Annotated in this window: 29 protein-coding genes; 27 read left to right on the top strand and 2 right to left on the bottom strand. The window is 38.3% G+C overall.

Going from position 1 to position 24,899, the window contains the following annotated elements:
• Positions 1–60: 60 nt before the first annotated feature.
• The 5 genes from AC3WJG_RS15280 to AC3WJG_RS15260 all read left to right on the top strand — a co-directional run bounded on the left by AC3WJG_RS15280 (position 61) and on the right by AC3WJG_RS15260 (position 5,350).
• Complete coding sequence (locus AC3WJG_RS15280) at positions 61–1,677, top strand: YceG family protein (protein ID WP_098432967.1); 1,617 nt, start codon at positions 61–63, stop codon at positions 1,675–1,677.
• An 18-nt stretch (positions 1,678–1,695) separates the two neighbouring features.
• Positions 1,696–2,787, top strand: coding sequence for a toxic anion resistance protein (locus tag AC3WJG_RS15275; RefSeq protein ID WP_162214385.1), 1,092 nt, complete (start codon positions 1,696–1,698; stop codon positions 2,785–2,787).
• A 274-nt stretch (positions 2,788–3,061) separates the two neighbouring features.
• On the top strand, positions 3,062–3,832 hold the full coding sequence (locus tag AC3WJG_RS15270; RefSeq protein ID WP_098659322.1) for a DeoR/GlpR family DNA-binding transcription regulator: 771 nt from the start codon (positions 3,062–3,064) through the stop codon (positions 3,830–3,832).
• A complete protein-coding gene (locus AC3WJG_RS15265; protein WP_098659323.1) occupies positions 3,829–4,863 on the top strand; it encodes an oxidoreductase in 1,035 nt (344 codons plus the stop codon). The genes AC3WJG_RS15270 and AC3WJG_RS15265 overlap by 4 nt, the downstream gene beginning before the upstream one ends.
• Before the next feature lie 13 nt (positions 4,864–4,876).
• Entirely contained in the window at positions 4,877–5,350 is a 474-nt protein-coding gene (locus AC3WJG_RS15260; RefSeq protein WP_098331808.1) for a heme-degrading domain-containing protein, read from the top strand.
• Between the two features lie 36 nt (positions 5,351–5,386).
• Here AC3WJG_RS15260 and AC3WJG_RS15255 read toward each other — a convergent pair whose 3' ends face one another.
• Together AC3WJG_RS15255 and AC3WJG_RS15250 are read right to left on the bottom strand one after the other, a co-directional pair.
• Positions 5,387–6,556: an erythromycin esterase family protein gene (locus AC3WJG_RS15255; RefSeq protein WP_492588373.1), complete on the bottom strand. Its 1,170-nt coding sequence runs from the start codon at positions 6,554–6,556 to the stop codon at positions 5,387–5,389.
• 86 nt (positions 6,557–6,642) lie between these two features.
• Complete coding sequence (locus AC3WJG_RS15250; RefSeq protein WP_169305157.1) at positions 6,643–6,801, bottom strand: hypothetical protein; 159 nt, start codon at positions 6,799–6,801, stop codon at positions 6,643–6,645.
• Between the two features lie 171 nt (positions 6,802–6,972).
• Here AC3WJG_RS15250 and AC3WJG_RS15245 point away from each other — a divergent pair, with 171 nt between their 5' ends.
• The 22 genes from AC3WJG_RS15245 to AC3WJG_RS15140 all read left to right on the top strand — a co-directional run bounded on the left by AC3WJG_RS15245 (position 6,973) and on the right by AC3WJG_RS15140 (position 24,893).
• A complete protein-coding gene (locus tag AC3WJG_RS15245; protein WP_028408247.1) occupies positions 6,973–7,734 on the top strand; it encodes an exodeoxyribonuclease III in 762 nt (253 codons plus the stop codon).
• 117 nt (positions 7,735–7,851) lie between these two features.
• On the top strand, positions 7,852–8,289 hold the full coding sequence (locus tag AC3WJG_RS15240) for a MarR family winged helix-turn-helix transcriptional regulator (protein WP_060746664.1): 438 nt from the start codon (positions 7,852–7,854) through the stop codon (positions 8,287–8,289).
• Positions 8,290–8,482: 193 nt separating this feature from the next.
• Positions 8,483–10,138 carry an MFS transporter gene (locus AC3WJG_RS15235; protein WP_028408249.1) on the top strand — a complete coding sequence of 552 codons (1,656 nt, stop codon included), beginning with the start codon at positions 8,483–8,485 and terminating at the stop codon, positions 10,136–10,138.
• 29 nt (positions 10,139–10,167) lie between these two features.
• Entirely contained in the window at positions 10,168–10,800 is a 633-nt protein-coding gene (locus tag AC3WJG_RS15230; protein WP_025751627.1) for an HlyD family secretion protein, read from the top strand.
• A 154-nt stretch (positions 10,801–10,954) separates the two neighbouring features.
• A complete protein-coding gene (locus AC3WJG_RS15225; protein WP_014459767.1) occupies positions 10,955–12,349 on the top strand; it encodes an MATE family efflux transporter in 1,395 nt (464 codons plus the stop codon).
• 336 nt (positions 12,350–12,685) lie between these two features.
• A complete protein-coding gene (locus AC3WJG_RS15220; RefSeq protein WP_013057382.1) occupies positions 12,686–13,117 on the top strand; it encodes a YwqH-like family protein in 432 nt (143 codons plus the stop codon).
• Positions 13,114–13,371, top strand: a complete 258-nt coding sequence (locus tag AC3WJG_RS15215) for a YwqI/YxiC family protein (protein ID WP_013083474.1) — start codon at positions 13,114–13,116, stop codon at positions 13,369–13,371. The genes AC3WJG_RS15220 and AC3WJG_RS15215 overlap by 4 nt, the downstream gene beginning before the upstream one ends.
• 18 nt (positions 13,372–13,389) lie before the next feature.
• On the top strand, positions 13,390–15,408 hold the full coding sequence (locus tag AC3WJG_RS15210; protein ID WP_098967718.1) for a T7SS effector LXG polymorphic toxin: 2,019 nt from the start codon (positions 13,390–13,392) through the stop codon (positions 15,406–15,408).
• Between the two features lie 14 nt (positions 15,409–15,422).
• Entirely contained in the window at positions 15,423–15,800 is a 378-nt protein-coding gene (cdiI, locus tag AC3WJG_RS15205; RefSeq protein WP_098249535.1) for a ribonuclease toxin immunity protein CdiI, read from the top strand.
• Positions 15,801–16,052: 252 nt separating this feature from the next.
• Positions 16,053–17,066, top strand: coding sequence for an HNH endonuclease (locus tag AC3WJG_RS15200; protein ID WP_098659326.1), 1,014 nt, complete (start codon positions 16,053–16,055; stop codon positions 17,064–17,066).
• 2 nt (positions 17,067–17,068) lie between these two features.
• A complete protein-coding gene (locus AC3WJG_RS15195; RefSeq protein WP_098249538.1) occupies positions 17,069–17,512 on the top strand; it encodes an SMI1/KNR4 family protein in 444 nt (147 codons plus the stop codon).
• 2 nt (positions 17,513–17,514) lie between these two features.
• Positions 17,515–18,141 carry a suppressor of fused domain protein gene (locus AC3WJG_RS15190; RefSeq protein WP_169305158.1) on the top strand — a complete coding sequence of 209 codons (627 nt, stop codon included), beginning with the start codon at positions 17,515–17,517 and terminating at the stop codon, positions 18,139–18,141.
• 259 nt (positions 18,142–18,400) lie between these two features.
• Complete coding sequence (locus AC3WJG_RS15185) at positions 18,401–19,600, top strand: AHH domain-containing protein (RefSeq protein WP_492588370.1); 1,200 nt, start codon at positions 18,401–18,403, stop codon at positions 19,598–19,600.
• Positions 19,597–20,085, top strand: a complete 489-nt coding sequence (locus AC3WJG_RS15180; RefSeq protein WP_225049827.1) for a cytoplasmic protein — start codon at positions 19,597–19,599, stop codon at positions 20,083–20,085. The genes AC3WJG_RS15185 and AC3WJG_RS15180 overlap by 4 nt, the downstream gene beginning before the upstream one ends.
• Before the next feature lie 183 nt (positions 20,086–20,268).
• Entirely contained in the window at positions 20,269–20,631 is a 363-nt protein-coding gene (gene cdiI / locus AC3WJG_RS15175) for a ribonuclease toxin immunity protein CdiI (protein WP_337134415.1), read from the top strand.
• Between the two features lie 139 nt (positions 20,632–20,770).
• The gene (locus tag AC3WJG_RS15170) at positions 20,771–21,271 is read left to right on the top strand and encodes an ankyrin repeat domain-containing protein (RefSeq protein WP_230184212.1); all 501 of its coding nucleotides are present in this window, start codon (positions 20,771–20,773) and stop codon (positions 21,269–21,271) included.
• A 30-nt stretch (positions 21,272–21,301) separates the two neighbouring features.
• Entirely contained in the window at positions 21,302–22,099 is a 798-nt protein-coding gene (gene imm47 / locus AC3WJG_RS15165; RefSeq protein ID WP_230184269.1) for an Imm47 family immunity protein, read from the top strand.
• A 74-nt stretch (positions 22,100–22,173) separates the two neighbouring features.
• On the top strand, positions 22,174–22,797 hold the full coding sequence (locus AC3WJG_RS15160; RefSeq protein ID WP_225049829.1) for an immunity protein Imm33 domain-containing protein: 624 nt from the start codon (positions 22,174–22,176) through the stop codon (positions 22,795–22,797).
• On the top strand, positions 22,784–23,203 hold the full coding sequence (locus tag AC3WJG_RS15155) for a hypothetical protein (protein ID WP_225049830.1): 420 nt from the start codon (positions 22,784–22,786) through the stop codon (positions 23,201–23,203). Before AC3WJG_RS15160 ends, AC3WJG_RS15155 begins: the two co-directional genes overlap by 14 nt.
• Positions 23,204–23,240: 37 nt before the next feature.
• Complete coding sequence (locus AC3WJG_RS15150; RefSeq protein ID WP_337134374.1) at positions 23,241–23,657, top strand: tetratricopeptide repeat protein; 417 nt, start codon at positions 23,241–23,243, stop codon at positions 23,655–23,657.
• 274 nt (positions 23,658–23,931) lie between these two features.
• Positions 23,932–24,444, top strand: a complete 513-nt coding sequence (locus tag AC3WJG_RS15145) for an ankyrin repeat domain-containing protein (RefSeq protein ID WP_225049832.1) — start codon at positions 23,932–23,934, stop codon at positions 24,442–24,444.
• A complete protein-coding gene (locus AC3WJG_RS15140; RefSeq protein WP_337134373.1) occupies positions 24,435–24,893 on the top strand; it encodes an antitoxin YezG family protein in 459 nt (152 codons plus the stop codon). Before AC3WJG_RS15145 ends, AC3WJG_RS15140 begins: the two co-directional genes overlap by 10 nt.
• The last annotated feature ends 6 nt before the right edge of the window (positions 24,894–24,899 follow it).

Below are 24,899 nucleotides of genomic sequence, written 5' to 3'. Positions count from 1 at the left end.
TTTAACGAGTACCCTTTCTTTTTAGCATGTATATGTCTGAAAAGAAAGGAGCTGTAAGGCGTGAGTAAACTAATTGATCCTCATATCATTAATCTTAACGAGCAAAATGGAACTTCTCTTTTTTCTCAAGATGTTTCTCTGCGAGGTGACTTTATACAAAATGAGCAGCAAATTTCCTATAAACAAGTGGCGGGAAGATATGTAGGCACCCATCTTGATGCGGACGAGTACGCAGCTTTTCTTTATGAACTTGCGCATTCATCATCATCGATCCTTGTCCTGCACGATAAGCTTGATAAGTCCATTTCAAATGATAGATTAAAAGAAGTACAAACGATTCTTAAAATTAATCAAGAAGAACGCGGCCTTTCTGTCAATCGACTGTTTGCTTTTTTAGAAGGAAAAAAGCTGATCGTGAAGTCAGAAAATCCCGCTATACATAGAAGAATACGCGAAAAATTTATTGAAACGTTAACGTGCTTTAAAGAACAGCACGCAGAGGGCTTTATGGACGGGCATTTTCAACGCTTATTAATCGATTTAATAAAGTGGCAGTGGAATCACGTGAAGTCTTGGATGGTCGATCAAGCATTTCCTGAACACGCGCCTCGCATCATGTGGTATGGAGATGCGAATAAAAGCGAGCAGTATTTTCTCTATTATTTGATTTTACTAGGTTTTGACGTCCTTACCTTTCATCCAGAGGGAAAGGATCATTTAAAAGAAGTAGATAAGAATCAACATTTAACAACGGTTTATACGTTTCCTTCTACTAGCTCGCTTTTACCTTTTCCAACGGATAAGCCGGTTCGAAAAGGTACGGTAGCATTTCGAGCTTCTCAGGAAATTGAGCAAGTGCTTCATTCAGAGGAGTCTATGCTGTATAAACCATGGCAATTTCGTTCGTATTTTCCAACTTCAGTTACTCTTAAAACGACGTATGATGAGATTTTTTTATTAATGAGAGAACGGGCGTTTATTCGTCCTAATTTTGAAGTGTCAAAGCCATATGTACACGTGCCGGTTCTGTTTTCAAAAGTGCTTGGCATTTCCAAAAACCGAAAAGAGTACTGGAGTAAAGTACATGAGCTCATGCAAACAGAAAATGAGTTAGCTCTGACTGTTGATTCTGTTCCTTTTGCCAAAAAAATAGAAGGAAATAATCACTTTCACTACCAAGGCGCTCTCGGAAGTGATGGGACGCTCAGTCCTGATAAAATGATTGAAAGCAACTGGTGGCGCTATAAAGAACTGCCTATCGGGCTTCAGCAAGGGCTAGCTGCTGCTATTTCCAGATACTGTGCACATTCAAAGCTCCTTCGGTTGGATCATGAAGATGCGTATCAGCATCAAATGTACTTGTTTAATCAGTCTTTGAAGCTTCCGAACAACGTGCTTCGCATGCTTCAAAAATTTGATTATACGCAGCACGTCCCTCGGCTCATTATTTATCACGGAAATGAACATGAAGCGTTTACGCGTGAAGATGCAGCTTTACTGCTTCTGTTAAATGAATTTGGCGTTGACATTGTACTTTTTAATCCGACCGGTCAAATAGATATAGAAGCGTTTGTCGAAGAAAAATATTTCGATATACATTGGCTAGAAGAAATTAGCTTTAATGAAGAATTCAAAGAGCCGTCGCTCATTCAAAAATGGTTAAAACGAATCTTTTAAAGAAAGAAGGGTTTTTAAATGGCAACAAACGAATTACAGTCTTTAGATGTAAACGAAGCCGAAGAAGTTTTAGAAACAAAGCCTAATGAAGTAAAAGCAAAACTGCGAGAAGAGCCGGAAGTACGTCGCTTAGCAGAACAAATTGATTATAAAAATCAGCTGGCTTTACTTGAGTATGGGAAAGAAACAGCCAATGAAATTTCCTCGTTTTCCGGAAAAGTGCTTAGTACGATTAAATCGTCTAGCATGGAAGAGTCAAGTCAATTATTAAAGCAGCTTGGAAAGATTATGGACAAATTTGATGCAAAGGATTTTGTTGAAGATAAAGGGTTTTTCTCTAAGCTTTTTAAACGCGGTCAAAAAATAGTGGATAAGCTGTTTCAAAAATATGAAACGATGGGCTCTGAAATTGATAAAGTATATGTAGAGATTACAAAATATGAAACTGAAATGAAGCATTCAACCACGACGCTTGAACAGCTTTACGAGCAAAACTATCAGTATTATATGGAGCTTGAAAAATACATTGTAGCGGGCGAAGTGAAAGTAGAAGAGTTAAAACAAGAGGTAAAGGTGCTTGAAGAAAGAGCGTCGAGTGGAAATCAGCTGGCGGCAATGGAGCTTCAAACCTTAAAAAATGCGGTTGAGCTGATGGAGCAGCGATTATATGATTTAGAAATGGCAAAACAAGTATCTTATCAATCCGCTCCTCAAATCCGTATGCTGCAGCGAGGAAATACAAAGCTGATCGGCAAAATCAATTCTGCGTTTATTACAACGATTCCTATTTTTAAAAATGGACTCATTAACGCAATCGCAGCAAAACGTCAAAATTTAGTAGCGGAGTCTATGAACGAATTAGACAAACGCACAAATGAGCTGCTCATTCGCAATGCAGAAAACATTTCACAGCAAAGCGTTAAAATTGCCAAAATGTCCGGTGCTCCTAGCGTAAAAGTAGAAACGATGGAACAAACGTGGAATATTATTATGAAAGGAATGCAGGAAACAAAAGCAATCGAAGAGGAAAACAAACGCCTTCGTGAAGAAGGACTTGTTCGCTTAGCGCAATTTCAAGAAAACTTCAAGGCGCTTGAACATAAGATGTAACGAAAAAGCGGGAATCTTTACGATTCCCGCTTTTTTTGCCTATACGTTTGCTAGAAGTCTGAACCGTAAGAGATTAGTGAAAAGCGTGAAAGGGTATCAGGTATAAAAGAAGTATTATCCAAAATAAGATAGTTATTTCCAGAAGACGTTTATGTACTTTTATAATTTAAGTTAAAAATGCAAAAAACTTAATTATTTTAAGTTTTTTGCTGGTTTTTAACTTTTCTTTGCGCTACAATTAGCTCATATCAAAGTAAAAAAGGAGGGTATTCGGGTGTATCAAGAACAGCGCATGAGTGCGATTATTGAATACCTTCACACACACCGCACGATTACATTAGACGAAATTTGCGATATGTTCACCGTTTCAAAAGATACGGCGAGGCGTGATTTAGTCAAGCTTGAAGAAAACGGCGAGGTTATGAGAGTTAAAGGCGGAGCGACGCTATCGTCAAGTCATATCATTGATTACAGTGAACGGACGCCTACCAAAGCCAAAGAACAAATTGCTAAAGAAGCAGCTTTGTTAATATCGGAGGGGTATGACGTGCTTTTAGATACGTCTTCTACCATCGTACTGATGGCGAAGTATATGGATGTAAAGCATGTAACCGTTATTACGAATTCCATTGATAATGTGGATTTGCTCGATCAATATACAGCGTGTGATACGTTTTTGCTGCCGGGCAAGTTTAACGGGAAAAACCGTAACGTCACTGGGCCAAGAACGATTTCTACGTTGCAGGAATACAAAGTAGATCAGCTGTTTTTAGGTACGTGCGGCGTTGGTGCAGATGGTATTACATCTCCAAGTGAAGAAGAAGCGTTTTTAAAAAGACAGATGATTCAATGCGCAAGACAAGTTATTATGCTTGCGGATCATACAAAGTTTGAACGTGAATTTTTACATCGAGTATGTGATATGAGCGACATTGATATCCTAATTACAAATAAAGCGCCAGAAGTGGATGTAAAAGAAAAAATAGAACAAAATCAAGTGCGGCTTATCGTAACAGATTTTGATAAAGGAGAGGAAACACAATGAAGAAAATAAAAGTAGGATTAGTAGGATACGGATTTTCAGCAACGGTCTTTCACACGCCGCTTTTAAGCGTGTTAGAAGAATTTCATATTTCAAAGGTAATGAGTTCAAATCCTGAAAAAGTAAAGAGTGACTTAGAGGATGTTGAAGTAGTGAGCACTCTATCTGAACTTCTAGAAGATGACAGCATTGATTTAGTTATTATTACAACGCCTAGCGGCATGCACTATGAAATGGTGAAAGACGCACTACGCGCAGGTAAGCATGTAATTGTTGAAAAGCCGATGGTCGTATCAGAAAAAGAAGCAAATGAATTAATTCAATTAGCAAAAGAACAGGATGTTCAACTAAGCGTCTATCATAACCGCAGATGGGATAATGATTATTTGACGGTGAAACAGCTGATTGAAGAAGGGAAATTAGGCGACGTTAAAATGTATGAAGCGCATTTTGACCGCTATCGTCCAGCTGTTCGAGACCGCTGGAGAGAAAATGAAGGACCTGGGTCAGGAGCGCTTTACGATTTAGGATCTCATTTAATTGACCAAGCTTTACATCTTTTTGGAATGCCTGACTTTGTTCAAGCTGATGTGTTTGGTCAGCGAGATCATGCACGTACGGATGATTACTTCCACGTAGTGCTTGGATACGGTTCTCTTCGCGTTATTTTGCATTCAAGCGCTATTGTGCCAAGCAACGGGCCGCGCTTTCAAGTTCACGGAATAAAAGCAAGCTATATTAAATACGGGATTGACGGCCAAGAAGATATGCTGAGAGCCGGCAAGAAGCCTGTGGACGATACGTGGGGAGCCGACAGCCCTGAACACTACGGGAAGCTGACCACTGGCGAAGGCGAAACGAAAGAAATTCAAACGCTGCACGGTTCTTATGTGACGTATTATCAAAAAATTGCCGACAGCCTGCTTCGAGGAGAAAAACTTCCGGTTTCAGCAGAAGAAGCTCGTGACGTGGTTAAAGTCATTGAAGCGGCATTTGAAAGCAGCAAGGAAAAACGAGCGGTTTATTTTAACTAAGGAGCGAGAAACAGTGTGTAATCATTCGGTAGAGACGCTGCTTGAAAAAGTAGTTCAACAGGAAAAAGAACTGATCTTTTATCAATTTACAAATGACCAGGCGTTACAGATCGGCACGGCCATTATTAATGAAGCAAAAAGCAAGGGTAAGGCAGTAACTGTAAGTATTAAACGAAATGGTCAAACACTTTTTCATCATGCGATGGAAGGGGCGATTCCCGATCATGAAGAATGGATTAAACGAAAATCAAACACCGTTCTTCGTCACCATCACAGCTCGTATTATATGAAGCTGTACTGCGAGTTAAAAGATCGTTCTTACGCGCAGTTTTATGCAGCGAACCCTCAGGAATTCGAAGCGGTAGGCGGGTCATTTCCAATTTTGGTTAAAAACGTCGGCGTAATTGGAAGCATCACCGTATCAGGCATGTCACAAGAAGAAGATCATGCACTGGTGACCGATACGATTCGTAGCTTTTTGCAATAAAAATAAGCGGACTTCGTTGGAAGTCCGCTTATTTCATTAAAAGATGAGTGGCGATAAGGCGTGTGTTTTTTCTACATACATAAAAGCATCATATCGTTTTGACAAGCGAGAAGGAACATAATTTCCGTATTGTTCAATCTCTGGGTCGTATACAACACCAATGGCGCGATGGCCTATCGTTGAATGAAAAAATGTTCGGTTTTCCTCTGTGAACATGAGGTATTGATCAAAAGCACCTGCTCGGTGAATGGCATCTTCCCAGCTTCCTTCTATAGCTGGAGGAACGGTTAATTCCTGATGAGGATTACCCCAGCTATCAGAAGCAATGACCGTGCCGTGATGAGTTCCGAATCCGACGGCGTAAACATGCTTCTGTCCGTATTCTTCACGGGTAAGCTGACCTACATTCACCATGCCGCTGCTTTTCATGTCCGTTGCTCTTGCATCTCCGATGTGAGTGTTATGCTCCCATACAATTCCTTTAGCGCTATCTTTGTAGTAAGCTTGAATATATTTTAAAGCTTCTACCATATGACGATCGCGAATATTCCACGATTCATTGTCGTTGGTAATCATCGTATGATAATAAGCTTCAGCATTGCTTGCTACCAGCGCATTTACCTGCATACTAAGCGCAGCCTCAGGCTCATGAGTATAGGTATCTTTCTTTTGCTGAATGGTTTGTAAAAGCTCTAAGATTTCTACCATGCAGTTTTTTCCGTAAAGGGCAGAAGAAATTCCGTACATCTGTGCTTCGCGATGAAAAGGTTCAAAGCATTCAAAGGCTTTTTTCGCTTTCTTTGCATCAGAAGCGTGGTTGTTTTCTAAGTACTCAATAATGGCTTCCATCGATTCCCACAGGCTGTATACATCTAAGCCGTAAAAACCTACTTTTGGCTGATGTGCTGGCAAGTTGTTGTTATAATCACGAAGCCATTCAATCAATTCTTTTATTTCTTGATTAGCCCACATCCATGAAGGCCAGTCTCCTTCCACTGCTATAAAGGAAAAATCATAATGCTGAATTAATTCTTTCGTAATAGCTGCTCGAATTTCGTAAAATTCAGATGTGCCGTGAGAGGCTTCTCCAAGAAGTACGTATTGAGCGCGGCTTGCTGTGTTAATAAGCGGCAGTAAGTCATCGACATCAGCAAAAGGCATAGAATGTTTTTTAATGGCTTCTATCATTTGAATGGTTTTTAGCATACGACCACCTTATGTTTAAGAAATGGATAGCAAGAGCTTGAGAAAGCAAGTCTTGCTACCAGTTAACGGGTTTTTATTTTTATGAATTACCTGCTAAAGTGCTTAATGGCAGAATCATTTAAAGAAAAATCTTCTTTAGTAAGCGCCGTTTGATTCTGTGTTTCGCATTCTTTAGCAGGGTGCTCTTCTTTTTTAGAAACAGCAGAAACTTCTTCGTTATTTTCATACATGTTGTTTGTTGACATTATATTTCACCTCTTGTATCTAGTGTTTGAGGTACAGAAAATAAAATAAGAAGAAATATCAGGAATACCTTGAAAAGAAAAGTATACGCTTTAAATTATTTGAACTCATGCAAAAAATTGTCTACACTAAACACTGATACATAAATCGAGTGAGGAGAACGTGAAAAGTTTATGAAGTTGATTTCGTGGAACGTAAATGGCATTCGCGCGTGTGTGCGAAAAGGATTTTTAGATTATTTTCAAGAAGTGAATGCGGATGTATTTTGTATTCAAGAGACGAAGCTGCAGGAAGGCCAAATTGATTTGCAGCTAGAAGAGTATTATCAGTACTGGAATTATGCCGTGAAAAAAGGGTATTCCGGAACGGCTGTTTTTACAAAGCAAAAGCCTTTATCCGTTTCATACGGTGTGGATAAAGAATTGGAAGACGAAGGACGTATTATTACGCTTGAATTTGAACAATGCTATGTAGTAAATGTGTATACGCCAAATTCTAAAAGAGACTTAGCAAGGCTTGAAGAAAGGCTTCAATGGGAAGATGATCTGCTCGTGTACTTAAAAAAATTAAATACCCGTAAAGCAGTGATTTTATGCGGAGACCTAAATGTAGCACACGCAGAAATTGACTTGCGTAATCCAAAGCCAAACCGAGGCAATTCTGGTTTTACCATAGAAGAGCGAGGGAAAATGACGACGCTTCTTGCTAGCGGATTTCTTGATACATTCCGCTATTTATATCCGAATCAAGAAGGATCCTATACCTGGTGGTCGTATATGAACAAAGTGCGAGAACGAAATATCGGGTGGCGCATTGATTATTTTATCGTATCAGAGAGAATGAAAGACGTTATCCAAGAAGCTGCTATTCATCCGCATGTAATGGGAAGCGACCACTGTCCTGTGATGCTAGAATTAAATGTACCTCATCTATGATTTCTTTCTATATAATAGAAGAAAAACGGAAAAAAGGTTGGTTCACGCGAACGGTTGCGGTATAGTAAACATATTAAAAAGTACAGAATGTTTTATAAGATAAAGGGGGAGACAGAGGTGAAGCGAGACTCGCTGCAAACCATTGAGCACGAAATTGCGCTGCTTGTTCGTCTAACAACGACGCACAGTCCTAAGCTTGGAAGCCTGGACCGTTCTGAGTATTTACTGTTAAGCGAGCTAGATCAGCGCAGTCCGCTCGGGATTAATGCATTAGCTGAAAATTTAAAGCTGAGCTTATCTACAGCTAGCCGGCAAGTATCTGCGCTTGAGACTAAACAGTTTGTCCGCCGCTTTCCAAGTCCGGAAAACGGGCGAATTAGTTTAATTGAAATGACGGATTCAGGAAAAGAGATTTTGCAGCATGTACAAAACAAGCGTAAACAGGCCTATGCTGAAGTATTAGAAGATTGGTCGGAAGAAGAGGTTTTAGCACTGGAAAAAAGTTTATCCCGCTTGAATCTCGATTTTAAAAAATGGCGCAGTAATGGATGTTAAAGCGAATACATATAGATAAACAAAAAGGCTATTGAAAAATAGTCTTTTTAAGTTGAAACAAAGAAGTTGATTTCTTCTTTAAAAGATGTATAATATGTAGTGCTGCTATAACTTGCATGATACAACTTGTACAATAAAATATGTAAGGAATTGTTAGTCATATGAAAAGAATTTAATAAAAGGAGGAATAAATATGAGTCAGAATAATCCAGCAGTAGCCTCCGACAAACAAGGTTTAAGCGTACCTAAATACTTGATTATGGCGATTTTAACGCTATTTTCAATTGGCCCTCAGTATTTTTTGAATTTATCTTACACGGTCAATCAAGTATTGATTCAAAATCGATTTGATGCGAGTACACAAAGCTTACTATTGCCATCTATTATTTCTAACTTGGCATTTGGACTTGGGGTACCTATTGGTCCGATGCTGGCGAAAAAATATGGCGTGCGTAAAGCATACTTAACGTTCGTTTTAGTCTTTTTAGCGGGTTCAATTATCAACGTTTTTTCCGAAAACGTTGCGTTTTTATCCCTTGGTCGTCTGATTCAAGGCTTAAGTTCAGGAATGCTGTTTTTAACCATTATTCCAGCTGCGCTGATCTCGTTCCCGAATAAAATCCGAAACTTCTTTTTAGTATTAGCGATCGGCGGACTGTTCGGTTCAACGGCGATTGGAGCCTTTTTAGGTGCTGTATCTCTTAGCATGGATAATTGGCGCTGGGTTTTTGTTTTAGGAATACTTGCTTCTCTTGTCTCTCTGTTTATCGGATATAAGGTATTACCTGCTCATGATCCAACTCAGCAAGAAGATCGACCAGTGGATAAGAAAAGTATCTTTATTCTTAGTCTTATTATGATTTTATTAGTGTATCCACTGTATGAACTAAGATACGAAGGATTTGCTTCTATTCAAGTGTGGCCGTTCTTACTAGCTGCAGCAGGATTAGTTGTCATTTTTGTCTTAGTTGATTTAGCGGCTGAAAATCCGCTAGTACCATTAAAATCGCTGCTAGCCGTAAAACCAGTTGCAGGTACAATTATGGCAATTGGCGGTCATATGGCGTATATTCTAGCCATTGCAGGTATTAATGGCGTCATGCAAAATGTGCAAAATGCATCGTACACCACGCTTTCTTATTTTTATTTATACTTTTTTGTTGGGGTACTGATTTCAGCATTTGCAACGACATTCTTATATGACAAATTTGGTCCAGGTTACCTTGGAGCAATTGGATCACTTCTTATTGTCATTGTAGGATTTAGCTGGGTAAACGTATCAGCCGATACATCACTAGTGAGCTTGTATGTTCACATTATGCTCTTTGGTATGGGTGTTAGTATGGCACTTGTATCCGGTGCGCTAGGAGCGGCACTAGCCGGAGATTTACATCAAGCTTCGATGCGTTCGATTTCACTGCACTCCATTCGAAATTTATTAGGAGCCATCGTGGCACCTGTGATTGGGTGGTTTGTTGTTCGACAAAACGCCATTTATTATGAAGATTTTCGAGGGCAAATTAGCTCAGTAGATCCTCAGGTGAAGCTGCAGCTGTCTGAAATGATCAAACGCTATATGGGTATGGGAATGAGTCAAGCAGACGCAAAAACATCGGCTGTGACGGCTGTTGTAGCAGGCGCTAAAAAAGCGTCGATTTTACATGCGTATCACAACTTATTTTACATGCTTGGTATTTTAGGCGTAATTATGCTCATTGCTTCACTAAGTAAAGCATGGAGCGGTGAAAATAGAATTCTTGTTCAAAAAGAAGAGGTTCAAGAAGAAGCTGAGCCGCAAGAAGAAAGAAAAATGCTGCCGGCACCTCAAACAGAAGAAACCTCTGTATAATATACTAACTATAGAAAGAAGGAATTCCGATGAGTAAAAGTCGTTTATTGGTTACTAACATTGTTGGAATCATTGTGATTTTATTACTAGTAGGCTTTGGTGGATATTATTTCTACGAAAAAGCAAATTACGTTAAAACAGATGAAGCGCAGGTAGAAGCACCGCTTTCACAAGTCATCGCTTCAGCTAACGGTCAGTTAAGCGAATGGAATGTAAAAGAAGGAGATAGCGTTTCTCAAGGTGATTCTGTTGGAAGCTTAAAAGAAGGCGAAAAATCAACAGACGTAACGTCTATGATTGACGGAACAATTATTAAAAACAACGCATCTCAAAATCAATTAGTAAAAGCTGGCGATGTGTTAGCACAAACAGCTGATTTATCTAAAATCTATATCAATGCAAACATTAAAGAAACAGACCTAGGTGACTTAGAAGAAGGAGACAGCGTCGATATTACAGTGGACGGAGACTCAGGTAAAGTTTTCAAAGGTCACGTTGAAGCAATTGGCCGCGCAACAAACTCAGTGTCTTCTATGCTTCCTGCTCAAAATACAGGAAACTATACAAAAGTAACGCAAAAAGTACCGGTGAAAATTTCAATTGATGATGCATCAGATAAAGTTCTTCCAGGTATGAACGCAGAAGTGAAAATTTCAATTTAATAACGGAAAAAAAGCTGCTTCCTCTAAGGGAGCGGCTTTTTTTATGCCTAAACAAATAAAATAAAAAATGTGCTAAAAAGGGGATGTATACTAAGGAAATGTGTGGTAAGATACTTCTTGTTTGAAATTGGATATCGGTAAAGAAGGTGATGGGATGACCGCGGTCGAAACAAAAAAAGGGCCAAAAGAAAAGCTGAATTTGTTTTTCTTAACGTGGCCGATCTTTTTAGAAGTGTTTCTTTTTATGTTAATGGGGATTGCTGATACCTTTATGCTAAGTGCGCTGTCGGATGATGCGGTATCAGGAGTCGGAGCAGCCAATCAATACCTTCACATTGCGATTTTGGTGTTAGAGGTCATTGGTAACGGGGCGGCAATTGTTGTCTCTCAGTATTTAGGATCAAAACGGTATATGGAAGCGTCAAAGATTTCTGCTTTGGCCGTTACGTTAAATTTAGGAGTCGGGCTAGTCATTAGCGCGGGTTTTCTTTTGTTTTCAAGACATATGATGGAAGCGATGAACTTACAAGGTGACGTGCTGATGTATGCACAAAGCTATTTATCCATCGTCGGAGGAGCTATTTTTCTTCAAGCGATTATTAACTCTCTTGCAGCCATTATTCGCGTACATGGCTTTACGAAGCAGGCAATGTTTGTTTCACTTGGAATGAACATTTTTCATATTGCAGGAAACTATGCTTTAATCTTCGGGAAGTTCGGCTTTCCGGAAATGGGCGTGCAAGGAGCAGCAATTTCATCTGCGTTCAGCCGATTCGTTGCCCTTATTGTGTTCTTTTGGCTGCTGTATCAAGTGATGGAATATAGAGTGAAATTTCAGTACTACATTACGCTTTCAAAAGAATATATCGGTAAAATTTTGAAAATCGGTATTCCGTCGGCTTTTGAACAAGTGATGTATCAAGGCTGTCAAATTGTCTTTTTATACTATGCAACCTACCTAGGAGCAGAATCACTTGCTGCGAGACAGTACGCGATGAATATTTCAATGTTCATTTACTTATTTGCCATTGCAATTGGAATGGGTACAGCGATTATTGTCGGCCGTTTAGTAGGCGGAAACGAAAAAGATGAAGCGTACCATCGCGTATGGAAAAGCGTCAAATGGGCCAGTGCCGTAACGATGATGATGGTTGTTCTTGTGATGACATTCAGAACACAGCTGATCAGCGTGTTTACAGACAATCCGCATATCATTGAGCTTGGGGCGACGGTGCTGCTTCTGAGCATTGTGCTTGAAACGGGAAGAACAATGAACATTGTGCTGATTAACTCGCTGCGGGCAGCGGGAGATGCCAAATATCCGGTGTTAATTGGTGCGATGTCGATGGTCATGATGAGCTTGCCGCTCGGTTATTTCTTCGTTTTCCATTTAGACATGGGGCTCGCTGGCATTTGGCTTGCCATCGCAGCCGATGAATGGACGCGCGCAGTTATTATGTTTTTCCGCTGGAAAAGCCGAGCATGGGAAAACTACGGACTTATACAGCACGAACAAACAGCTGAAGAACCAACCCCGGTTCAAGTATAAAACAAAACCTCTGCAGGATGTGCAGAGGTTTTTTGCTGTGTAAAAAAACGAAGTGAAGTTGGTCTTTTTACGAAAAAAGCTTTAATTTGTGGGAAAAAACGGGTATGGGTACAAAGGAATGGTTTTATTCTACTTATTCTTTGTTTTAGATAACGGTATATGGTTGGATAACGCATTTAGACATGAGTCTTTTTTCTCTTATTTTTCATTTTTATCTCAATTCATGAAACTAGAAGCATAAAAAAGAGAGTTTTTTCCTATTTAGCTATAATGAGACAAATTTTATACTTATAATTATTGGATTAAACTCGAAATGTGCGGAACAGGAGGAACGATATGGGGTTAGGAAGCGTATTAGACGGACTGCTGGGTGAAGTATCTGGAAGAGTCTCAGATGTAGAAGGGAAAATTTCTAAGCTAAGAACGGCTAAAAGTAAAATTGAGCATGAACAAGCTGTTTCATTAAAAGAAATTGAACACATCAAAAAGCCTGAGCTGGGAGACAAATGGACGGGTACGTTATCGGATGATTTTGACGAAAAACGTACGGCAGCCTACGACAACATAAAAGGCATTTTAGACGGTGATTACGATGGATACATTCGTGAAATTGAAACAAAGATATGGGCGCTAGAAGCTGAAAAAGGAGCTTTGAGTGGTTTGAACGCCGTTATTGGAGAAGCGGATTCTTTATTAGCTAAAGGTGAAGAAGCCTATGACGCAGTAGAAAACAAGATTAGTGAAATTAGAAGGGGGCTGTTTTCATGACAATTAAGCTTGATCACGCTGACGTTATCAAAAAGCTTGAAGCAGTCAGCACAGCGATTGGAAATTTATCCATTAGCAAAATGCCTGACCTTGGAAAAAATAGCCTTGATACTACAGAGAAATGGGAAGCGCGCGAAGAAGAAATTCAAACGCTTATTTCTACTTATATAAAAGCACTAAACAAAAACGTAAAAGATACAAAATCTAATGTAGACTTACTAAAAGAACAAGACGAATCTATTATCCATTCGTAGCAGCAAAGGGGGATGACTGTGGGAAAGGTATACGATGCAAAAGCACTGTTTGATGTAGCAAAAGACAGGGAAAAAGCCTACGATGAGTTACTCAGCCAGCTGGGTGAACTGAAAAAAGCGCTGCAGGGCGTAGCGGACTTAGATGGCAGCTTAGAAGGAAAAGGCGCTGACAATATAAAATCTTTTTATAAGCAGCACGCCGATACGGCCGGACAGTGGGAAAACTTAATTAAAATGCAGCAAAGCTATTTTTCAACGCTTCACGTTAAAGCTGAAAAAGCAAAGCTATCAGGAAGCACGATTGTAACTGAATCATTTTTAGAAACGGAGCTGAAAAACGCCAACAGCAATGCTAAAGAAATGGTTGCGCAGCAGCACGAAGATCTGCAGAGTATTTTAAACGGCATCGATGATATCGTCTCTATTTCAGCGTTTTCAACGAGTGAGTTTAACGATAAAATAGAAGAAGCAGAGAAAAAACGCACCGATACAATTGAAGCAGTGAACCAGCTTGACGCTGAATGGTCAAAAGAATACAGCGAAATGGACGATTTCTATGCGGTAGTGGATATGCTAGTAAGCGGCTTAGAGCTTGCTACGAGTCAAGGAGGAAGTGTCTATCAGCTTGCCTTTGACGAAAAAGCCTATCACGACAGCGAGCTGTATAAAGTTCAAACAAAGCTAAACGACTATGCAACTTCATATGTTGACTACAACAAGCAGCAAGAAGAAGTATACGAGCTGGAAAAAAAGCAAGAAGAAGAAGCAAACAAGCCGTGGTATGAAAAAACGTGGGACGCGGTTTCTACCTTTACAGGAGAGGTCAGCGGATATTATGATTATAAACGAGCAGCAGAAGGCGTGGACCCTGTTACGGGTGAAAAACTTTCCACCTCACAGCGCGTCGCAGCGGGAGCCATGGCAGCAGCCGGCTTCATTCCGGTTGTCGGCTGGGTAGGAAGAGCCGCAAAAGGCGGAAAAGCCATCTACAAAACGGCTAAAGGCCTAAGCGCAGCGGATCACGCCCTAGACGCCTACAAATCCGCCAAATCCTTCAAAGTCCTGGAGCAAACCGAAAAAGGCCTCTACGGTCTTGTGGCCGCAAACGGCTTAGGAGAATACATGACCGGACGCGACATGTTTGGGAATAAAATCAGTGAAGAGCAGCGTAAAGCAAGTCTTCTGCAAGCATTAGGAATTGCTGGAGCTGGGGCGCTTTCTACGAAGGTAGCGGGGAAAACAGCGAAAGCAGGCGCTAATGCCGTGGCAAACGGAGCGAAGAAACTTAGTGATATGCGGAATGTACTTAGCAAACAAGCGACTCAACGTATTATGCCGCCGCTGCAAAGCGCTCAAAAAGCTTACCGTTCTTCTTCGAATTACGTCAAAAAGAAAATTAGTCAAGCCGGAGATATTAAGCTGGCTCCTAAGAAGGTCCGAGTAGTAGAAGAGCCGATCACTGGTACGCGTATGCCAGTGGTAGATGAGTGGATTACTGGAAAAGATGTTGGGCGGATGTTTTCGGTAGGAAGTAAGCAAACTAGTAAATCTGATGCTAAAATAATTACGCCTAAATATAAACCAGGATTTGATGAGCATCTCATAAAAGTGGAAGGATTCTCTCAAAAAAAAGGAATCATTGGGGGGCATAACCTAGAAGAATTTCATTCCTTTTTGAAAAAAGAGGGGATAAATATTAATATAGTATCTAAGACACCCCATGAAAATATCAAAGGAGTTTATCAAATAGAGTACCAAATTCCTGCGCGTGACAGCGCAGGAAATGCAATAGATGGGGAATGGAAGAAAAAGGTGTTCACCAAAACTGTATTTAACCCATCTGAAATTTCAAATGAAGAAATTATAAAGCATGGGCAGGAAGCTATGATTGAGGGGATCGCGTCGGGCAAAATAAAACCTCAAGTTAACAGTAATGATATTATAAATGGAAAAGCAGGAAATGGATTGAGTTATACAGGTTATAGAGATCCAACGAGTGAAGAAATATTAAATTTTCATCCAGTAATAGATGAATAGAAAGAGGAATATAAATGGAGAAAATAGTAGAAGTATTTAATGGTATAGATAGTTCTTTGTCTCCCATGGTAAGTTTTTATAGTGCTCTATCAGATAAAAAATTTTTAAGAGTATTAAACTATTTTTCAGAAGAGATTGGTTACGGCAATGAATACTACATTTGTACATTCCCAGGTGATTTAGAACCATGGGAAGAAGGTTATTTTGAAAATGGCATTGAATTTTTGGACAGTACGGGTGGTATTGACAAAAGTGTTAATGTTGATTATCAAACTTTTTTCAAGTGTTTAAAAAAAGTTTGTCATGTATATATTGAGAATAATGCAGATGATGAAGAAAAGGTAATGGCTCTTTTAAACAAAATTAAACAGAATTATAATGTTGAAGAATAACATACGATAGCTAATTACTAGAGTATGTGAATAAATAAAAAAGATGCTTAGCGTACTAGTTAAGCATCTTTTTTATTATCTAATTGATTTTAATTTAGAATAAATCTACGCATTTGTCTGTAATATGTACTTCAAAATTGGCAATGAGTAAAGTCTTTGTTTTAAATATTTATTGTTGATAAAGAACTTTCTACATCATGGGGCGTCGCAACAGGAACCCCAGAGCCATGGAAGCAACTGGCTTCATTCTGTTTGGCGGATGGTGAGGAAGAGCAGCGTAAAGCAAGTCTTCTGCAAGCATTAGGAATTGCTGGAGCTGGGGCGCTTTCTACGAAGGTAGCGGGGAAAATGGGACAAAGCCTTGCGACCAAAGGAACCGAAAAGCTCAACAACATGCGCAACATGCTTCGCACAAGCGCCGTTGCCAACGTCACAAAGCAAGCCTACCAAAGCGTCAAAAACGCACCGGCCTCTTGGACGCAGTCGCTACATAAAACGTATAACAACATCCTAGACAGCAGTATGCCAAGACTCATGCCAGAACTTGTGCCGGCTGGTCCAGCACTTGCCCAGCAGACCGTGAGGGAGACCTTGCAGAATGTGAAGCAGCAGACGATGCAGATGGTAACGAAGGTGAAATATTATCCGAATCGCAACAGCTACCGTGGACCTGGCGGCAGGTTTATGTCAGAGAGTGATGTTAAAAAGCTGGGTGACGAGGTTGAGGTTGAGACGGTTCATAAGCAAGGAAGAACTATAGAGATTAAAGATATAAATCCTACCGAAAATAAAAGAATAGCTTCCAATCAATCAAATCAGTTGAAAAAACCTCGTAAGCCAATAAAGCCAGATCGTAAAAAATGGGTTGAAAAAGGTGGGAGTATTAAAAATAATAAAGATGGAACTATAACATTTACTAATTCATTTGGGCAATCAGTTACCTATGATAGAAAAGGTTATCCAGACTTTAGTCCGTATGCTCACCCTAAAGTTGAGCCCGTGAAAATTACAGTTGCTTATCCTGAAAATCGTAAACAAGATTTTAAAAATGCTAATATTAAAGCAGGGTTAAATAAAGAAACTATCCGCCCTGTTAGAAAAATTGATCAATCACCCGAAGGATATACATGGCACCATCATGAAGATGGAACTACAATGATTTTAGTAGAAGAAGAAATTCATGCCCAATTTTCTCACTCAGGTGGGGTATCTGTAGTTAAGCAGCGTCACGAATTTCCTGAAATACAGGAGAAAGGAGAGAATTAAAAATGGTATATATCACTAGTCTGGGTAAAAAGCTATCTAATCAAGAAATTAATGCATTCGAAATTGAACATAACCTTTCTCTTCCCTTTAAATATAAACAATTCATGTTAGAGAATAATGGAGCTATAATTGAACCATCTGTATTTCAAATTTCGGAAGACAAGGGTGAAAGTGTACTGTCAGCTCTTTTTGCTATTGATCGTAATTTAAAACGAAATGTATTAGAAAAATACATATTTATATATGATGGCCGCATTCCTGAAGAGTTTCTGCCTATTGGGAAAGATCCGGGAGGGAATGTAATATGTGTGAATAACGATGATCATATTTATTTTTGGGATCATGAGGAAGAAACAAGTCAGCCTAATGATTTAAACAACATGTATTTACTTGCTGAAAATATTTATATGTTTGTTGATTCATTATATGAAGATGAGGAGGTATGAATATGAAAGACTTTTATCAAAAAAAATTAATTCATACTTTTAAGAACAAAATACCGCAAGATGTTACTATTAAAAGGCTTTCAAACAATGATGTACCTTGGCCAAGAGAAGCTGGTTGGGAAGATAAACTTGAATTTGATATTTTGGCATTTGAGCTTAACGATCAAACATCAGTATATGCTAGCGCGGGGTTATCAGGTGCGGAATCATATTTGGATAAGAAGCGCTATGAGTTTATGACATTTTACCGAAAAGATACAAATTTTTTAGAATTAACAGAGGATGTAGAGGATCAGAACCTTTATTCAGAAAATTTGTTGATGTATCTTTGTTGTTATAGCGTGAATGAAAATGATTATAGTAAGCCAGGAGAAGTTTGGATTAATTGGTTTTCAAGGTATACTAATTTTAACAGTGAGCTCGAACACCTTTTCTTTGTAGAGTCAAAAATATTCTTTCATGATATAAGTTTTGAAATAGAAGGTGACGAAGTTGATTGGTTAATAGCCATTCCGATTACTGATCAAGAATTGGCATTTTATGAAGAAAAAGGCCCGCAAGCTTTGCAGGATTTACTTGTTGGAAATAACATTGATATATCCAATCTATTCCGAGGTTCTCTACTCTAAAAGCGGATTAATATATGTACTTAATTTTGTTCCACATTCTGCTTATCAAACTATTGTAGAATTTAGTTTGATTTGAACCAATAAATCATCATATTTGAGGCCCCTTCTAAGGTTTTTAAGGGTATGGTTAGATAGAGAAGAAAGTGACAAGAGGACTAAAAAAATGCAAGTATCTCCGTGGGGAAATACTTGCATTTTTCTATTTAAGATCGTGAAAGGAATTAACTCAATGTGTGATAACCCACTTTTGTAAGAGTAGTTGTTTGCTAATTTTAAACGCATAATTTCAGCTTTCATGGTTGGGGGTGTTGGTTGGATAACAAAATGCACAGAAGCCATCTACAAAACGGCTAAAGGCCTAAGCGCAGCGGATCACGCCTTAGACGCCTACAAATCTGCCAAATCCTTCAAAGTCCTGGAGCAAACCGAAAAAGGCCTCTACGGTCTTGTGGCCGCAAACGGGCTAGGAGAATATATGACCGGACGCGACATGTTCGGGAATAAAATCAGTGAAGAGCAGCGTAAAGCAAGTCTTCTGCAAGCATTAGGAATTTCTGGAGCTGGGGCGCTTTCTACGAAGGTAGCGGGGAAAATGGGACAAAGCCTTGCGACCAAAGGAACCGAAAAGCTCAACAACATGCGCAACACGCTTCGCACAAGCGCCGTTGCCAACGTCACAAAGCAAGCCTACCAAAGCGTCAAAAACGCACCGGCCTCCTGGACACAGTCGCTACATAAAACGTATAACAACATCCTAGACAGCAGTATGCCACGACTCATGCCAGAACTTGTGCCGGCTGGTCCATCACTTGCCCAGCAGACGGTGAGGGAGACCTTGCAGAATGTGAAGCAGCAGACGATGCAGATGATTGAAAAGCCTGTAAAAGTAGAGCGTGTGAGTGAACGTCAAATTCAAACGGGTACTAAGGGTATAGATAATGCTAATAGACTTATTCCAGGTACTCCTGGAAACCCTACCTCAGGAGACCCAACTAAATTAGGTAAAAACTTACTAGAGTCAATGGGGTTACCTCGCTCTAAAAGTTGGAAAGGTTATCAAGCACAACATATAATTCCTTCTCAATTAAATAAACATCCAGTTATTAAAAAAATTGGAATGGAAATGAATGACTTTACAAACGGTATATTTTTACCTATACCTTCTGACGATGTTAGTAGTCTATCTAGACATAGAGGCTTTCATAGCGTTTATAACAATGTTGTAAGAAAACAGCTTGATAAAATGGATGTTAATCAAGATATAGCAGTGTTAGAAAAACAAGTATATGAACTACAACAAAAGCTAAAAAAGGGAGTGGAAAATGGATTACCGTTATATAAGACTAAAATAAATAATATCGAGGAATTTTACAAAAGTGGTAAAAATAAAAAACTGCCTGTTTGGAACAGAGGCGGTGGAGCAACCGAAGAGTTATGGGAAAGGTGGTTATCTAAATGAAATTTGGTGAAAACACTCAATTAGTAGAAGAAGTAATGGATTTTATTCGTAATGATAAGATGTTTAATAAGAATAACTTTCATGTAAATAACTTAGAGGTAATAAATGATTTCAATGAAGCCCAAAACCTTGCCTGGTCTCAGGACTCAAGTGAAGTCGATACTGTATGGGAATATGTTAAATCACAGGAAGCAGAAAGTATTGTTGAAAAGGTATATGATTTGGATTTAGTAACTCAGCAAGATGATTTATATGATTTTTTTAGTGACCATGACAATTACTCGAATGGCTTTCTTCCTTTTGATTATATTGATATTAATGAGGAAGTTGAGGGAGACCTCACGATGTGTGCATTAAATCGATTAGTTAATGGGAAAACAGATAATTTTTATGAAAAAATCTTTGAAGTTTATAAGCAAGGAGGTTGGCCTTGTGGGTGGAAGGGAACATACCCTATTGGTGAAATTATTGTGTATGTGCCTTAAATTAAATGAATTTCAAACCTTGATGGCAAAGTGCCTTTCAAGGTTTCTTTTTTGTGGTAGGGCCACCTAGTGACTCATAGTTCATTTTTTATTCAGAGAATATAAGTAACTCCTTAAATCCCCATATTATGTTTTTACGAATTATATAGGACGTACAACACCTTTTAAACGTATGCCCTATTTATTCTTTATTTTGTTAAGCAAATAACCACAATATCATTAATAAGTTTTTATAGCGCTTTATCAGATGAAAAGTCTTTAAAAGTCTTACACTATTTTTCAGAGGGAACTGGTTATGGAAATGAGTACCACATTTGTACATTTTCAGACGACTTAGAGCCGTGGGAAGAGGGCTATGTTGAAAACGGTATTGAATTTCTAGACGGTACGGGTGACACTGACAAAAGTGTTATTGTCGATTATGAAACGTTTTTAACTTACTTGCACAAAATCTGCCACGTATATATGGAAGATCATGCCCATGATAAAGAAAAAGTGATGGCTTTTTTACATAAAATCAAACAAAATTATAGTATCGAAGACTAGTAGGAATACATAAAGAAGCCACGAATCGAGTCTTGCTATAGAGCATAAGCTCCCCACACTACAGCGCATCACACCAAGCAGAGGGACGATATATTTTGGAGAGGATTCTACAAGGTAGAAAGTAGAGGGAAAACGAAAAATGGAAACAACTCACATAGCAAAAGCTATTAGAAGTGCTATAAAAGGTGGTCACTTAAATAAGGTAAGAGACTTATTTGAGAAAAATCCAGAAATGTTAACATGGATCACACCTTTTGGCACATGGCTACATGTAGCGACAGCTCATGGTTATTTAGAAATTGTACAATACCTTATTCGTGCTGGAATAGATGTGAATGCACAAGGAGGAACTTTTTCTGCCAATGCCTTAGAAAGAGCGGCTGCAAAAGGATATATAGATATTGCTAAGTATCTTATTAACCACAACATTGAAATTGATATCAGTGAACCAGATAGAAATCCGCTGTTTGCTGCCATATATAACGGTCATTTTGAGATGGTTAAACTGTTAGTTGAGAATCATATTAATATATCGATTACATACTCTGGTGAAAATATGAAAGAAATGGATGCTTATGCATTTGCGATTGAACGAGGACAAATAGAAATTGCTGAATATTTAAAGGGAAAGTTGAAATAGATAATTTACTTAGCGAAAGCAGGTGTAATGATGGTAGGCTCAAGAAACCTTATGAATAGTATATGGTTTGGTGAAAAGACCACTTTATCTCAAGCTGAAATGAAAGAACATCTATTGAAAAGCCATACAGAAAGGGACATTTTATTTAATTTAATCGAGTTATATAAAATAGGGGATTTTACTCAAAAGCCGCTATTAATTCAATTGATGAACGGGACTCAAGATGAAGCGGTTTTGAATTTGTGTATAAGGGTCTTTTTCGCTATCGCAACACATGACGACTTAAGAGATTCAAATAATCTGCGATTTTTGAGTAAAAGTACTGAAGAAACGGTTGATACGTTTGCATCAGCAGCGATAACATCATTTTCTCTTGAAGTAGTTCCGTATTTATTGGCTTTTTTGCTTGAAGACTGGAATGAAATTGACGATACGGCTATTATCATAAAGGATTCGCTTGATTTTTTCCTTGACTATGAAGCGAAAATCGGAGAAGAGGCGACTGTGGAGGAAATAGGAGACTATTATGCTGAGTATTGCAATGAGAATGATCCAGAAAGTTATTACTTTCAACAAAATTTAGCTTTTCCCGGAGACTTAGCACAAAAATTAGTCCAAAGAGCGATGAGTGCAGCACATAACGAAGAACCATTAAAAATGGAGTTGATTCCATCTTTATTATCCATTTTAACTGGGGAAAAAGTGCCTGGAGATTACCGCACAATTATGAATGCAAGCTATTATAAAAAAATGATGGAGTATATTGATAATCTTTCCATTAAAAACTGGGAAAAAGGACAAAAGTATTTTTATGGGTATAAGCTATAGAAAGAAACCTTACGTACTGTCCAAATGCAATCCATTTGGCAACAAAATTAGTGAAAAAAGAAAGGGAAGAATAATTGAAAAAATTCGTTAGAAATATAGGGGATAAAGTAGTCGTAGTTCAAGCAGAACACGAATTAAAAATGCAGGTTGAGAGTCTATTTCGTATCTTTGAAACGATAGAAAGAGAAAAATGGACTGACGGCTTTTCGATACAAATAGGGTGGTCGAACTTTATTGTTTCTGTAAAGGGTGAAGAGTATTACATTCTTTCACCGGACTATTCAGGCAATCCCTTTGAGGATTATACTGAAGATTTAACGCTTGCTCTATGGGTGCAGTTGGAACAAGATCACTTTTTGCGCAAGTTAAACATGAAAAACGGTGAAGATGTAAGCTTTAGTGATAAAGTCGTGATAGCTAAAAATATACTAGAAGTAGATAGTATTTACTTACAAAGAAGCGGCGAAGCTGAACGAGGAGATTCTGGCTGGTACATAGGGCCGGTAAATGAAGAAGATGATACAGAAGAGCTTGAGGCTTTTTATGTCTATCAATTATTAAAGATTCGTCCATCTCTTATTCAAGTTTTGGCTTTACCATATGAATATATGGTGATTTTTGAAAGAGATAAAGTGAAGGCAGTATTAAATGAAAGAAATCAAGATATTTTGAGTGGAGGAAGAAATGATACAAATTGAACCTGAAAAGCAAGTGAGAATTGAGAAATATAAGACCAAAAGCGATGAATGCTTTGAAAATAATGATTACGAAACATCTATAGATTTATTGGTACAAGCTTGGGGTGAAATTCCACAGCCTAAAGGTTTATATCCTAACACTTACAATATTGTACGGGATATTATTGATACATTTACAGTGATAAAGAATTACAAAAGCGCTAAGCAATGGTTAAATCATTTATATACATCGGATTTTGAAAGAATAGATGACGGAGAGCGTGAATTTTTATCAGGAACTATTTATTATGAGTTGAGCGAATTAAATGTCGCAAAAAAATTTTTTGATATTGCTAATAAAAAGTCAGAAGGAAGATCGTTCGAAGGGCAAGATGTCAAATATATAAAGCTGCTAAAAGGATCATGAAGATGAAACCTTATTATTTCAGTAGGGAGATGCTGTAATGGAAATGAACGAGCAACTTCACCAGCAAATTGTCAAGTTATGTGAAGAAGGTGATCAATTCGCTGAACTGAAACAAATGAGTGAAGCGATTGCTTCTTATCAACGAGCACTTGAATTAGTTCCAGAACCAAAGGAAAAATGGTCAGCGGCTACGTGGATTTTCGGAACTTTAGGTGATACATACTTTTTAATAAAAAACTACGAAGATGCTATACGCAGCTTGGAATATGCCTTGAAGTGTCCGGACGGAAATGAAAATCCTTTTCTGTTGTTGCGGTTAGGGGAAAGTTTTTATGAGCTTGGAGAGTTTGAAAAAGCAAAAGCGTATTTGCACAAGGCTTATCAAATTGAAGATTATAAAATCTTTTTTCAGGAAGATGATAAATACTTTAAACTTATTATAGAATTAATTTAAATAGAGAAAAAATATAGTTTAAGTGAAGAGTAAAACCCTCAGTAGAGCATGCTATTGAGGATTTTTGGTTTTAATGCATATGAGTAGGGCGTGTGAACTAATATGCTGAAATAGAGTAAGAGTTTAATAGAGCACTATTTAAAAGAATATCCACATAATCCTATTTAAATCATTAGAAGAATTCTGGAAGGGGTTTCAGAAGGCTAAAGAAATCTCTCTGATACTATAAACTGGTGAAGAAGCCGTATGAACAAAAATATCTTAGGAGGTTTCTATGGATAATAAGGAAAAAGCAGTTAAAGCCTATGATTTCATTAAGAATGGTGATACAGAACAAGCAAAAGAGATTCTGATTGTAGATAAAAGGTTGCTTGAGTTTATAACTCCTTTTGGAACGTGGCTACACGTGGCTGCTAGAGCTGGTAGCCTTGATATGATAAAGTTCTTAGTTGAATACGGGATGGATATTAACACAAATGAAGGTGTACCAAAGTCAGCGCCAATTGCACATGCAGCGAGTGTAGGTGAATTTAGCATAGTTCAGTACTTATACGATAGAGGTGCAATATTAGATGTAAGCGATTCGAGTAGAAATCCTTTATTTTCAGCGATTTATGGCGGGCATCTTGATATTGTAAAATACCTTGTTCAGAGTGGTATTGATATTACTGTAACGTATACGGGGGATACGATGAAAAATATGGATGCCTATGAATTTGCGATTGAACGAGGACAAATAGAAATTGCTGAATATTTAAAGCAGAAGGTGGACAGTAGATGGAATTAAAGCTTAATAATATTTATCAAAAGGTGGCCGATAATTTAAAGGAAATGATACAAGAAGACTGGCGAGAAATCTATTTGTATGCAGAAGTAGGAGAAGGTTCTCAAACAACGTATTTCTTTTATTATCCAAAAGGAAGCGATGAACCTATATATAGTCATGATATACCTGAACTATTTGAGGTGTCAGAACAGAGCTACTTAGTGTTATTAGATAAACAGTTAGAGTGCTTTCGTGAGTTGTTAGATGTATTTATAGAAAACAAGCAGGAGATATGGACAAGTTTAACTTTGCATTTAGGTCATGATGGGAAATTTGAGATAGACTACGGGTATGAAGATATTCTTACTGTTGACCCGTATGAACAACAGGTGATTTGGGAGTATAAGTACTTAGGGGTTATTTCAGAAGATGAATATGATAAAAAGATCATAAAAAACTTTCTTTCCTAATCATAG

The sequence above is a fragment of the Priestia sp. FW507-14D1A genome, assembly GCF_058781295.1.
Note: the sequence above shows the minus strand (reverse complement) of the source record. Positions and strands in the feature narration are given on the sequence as shown.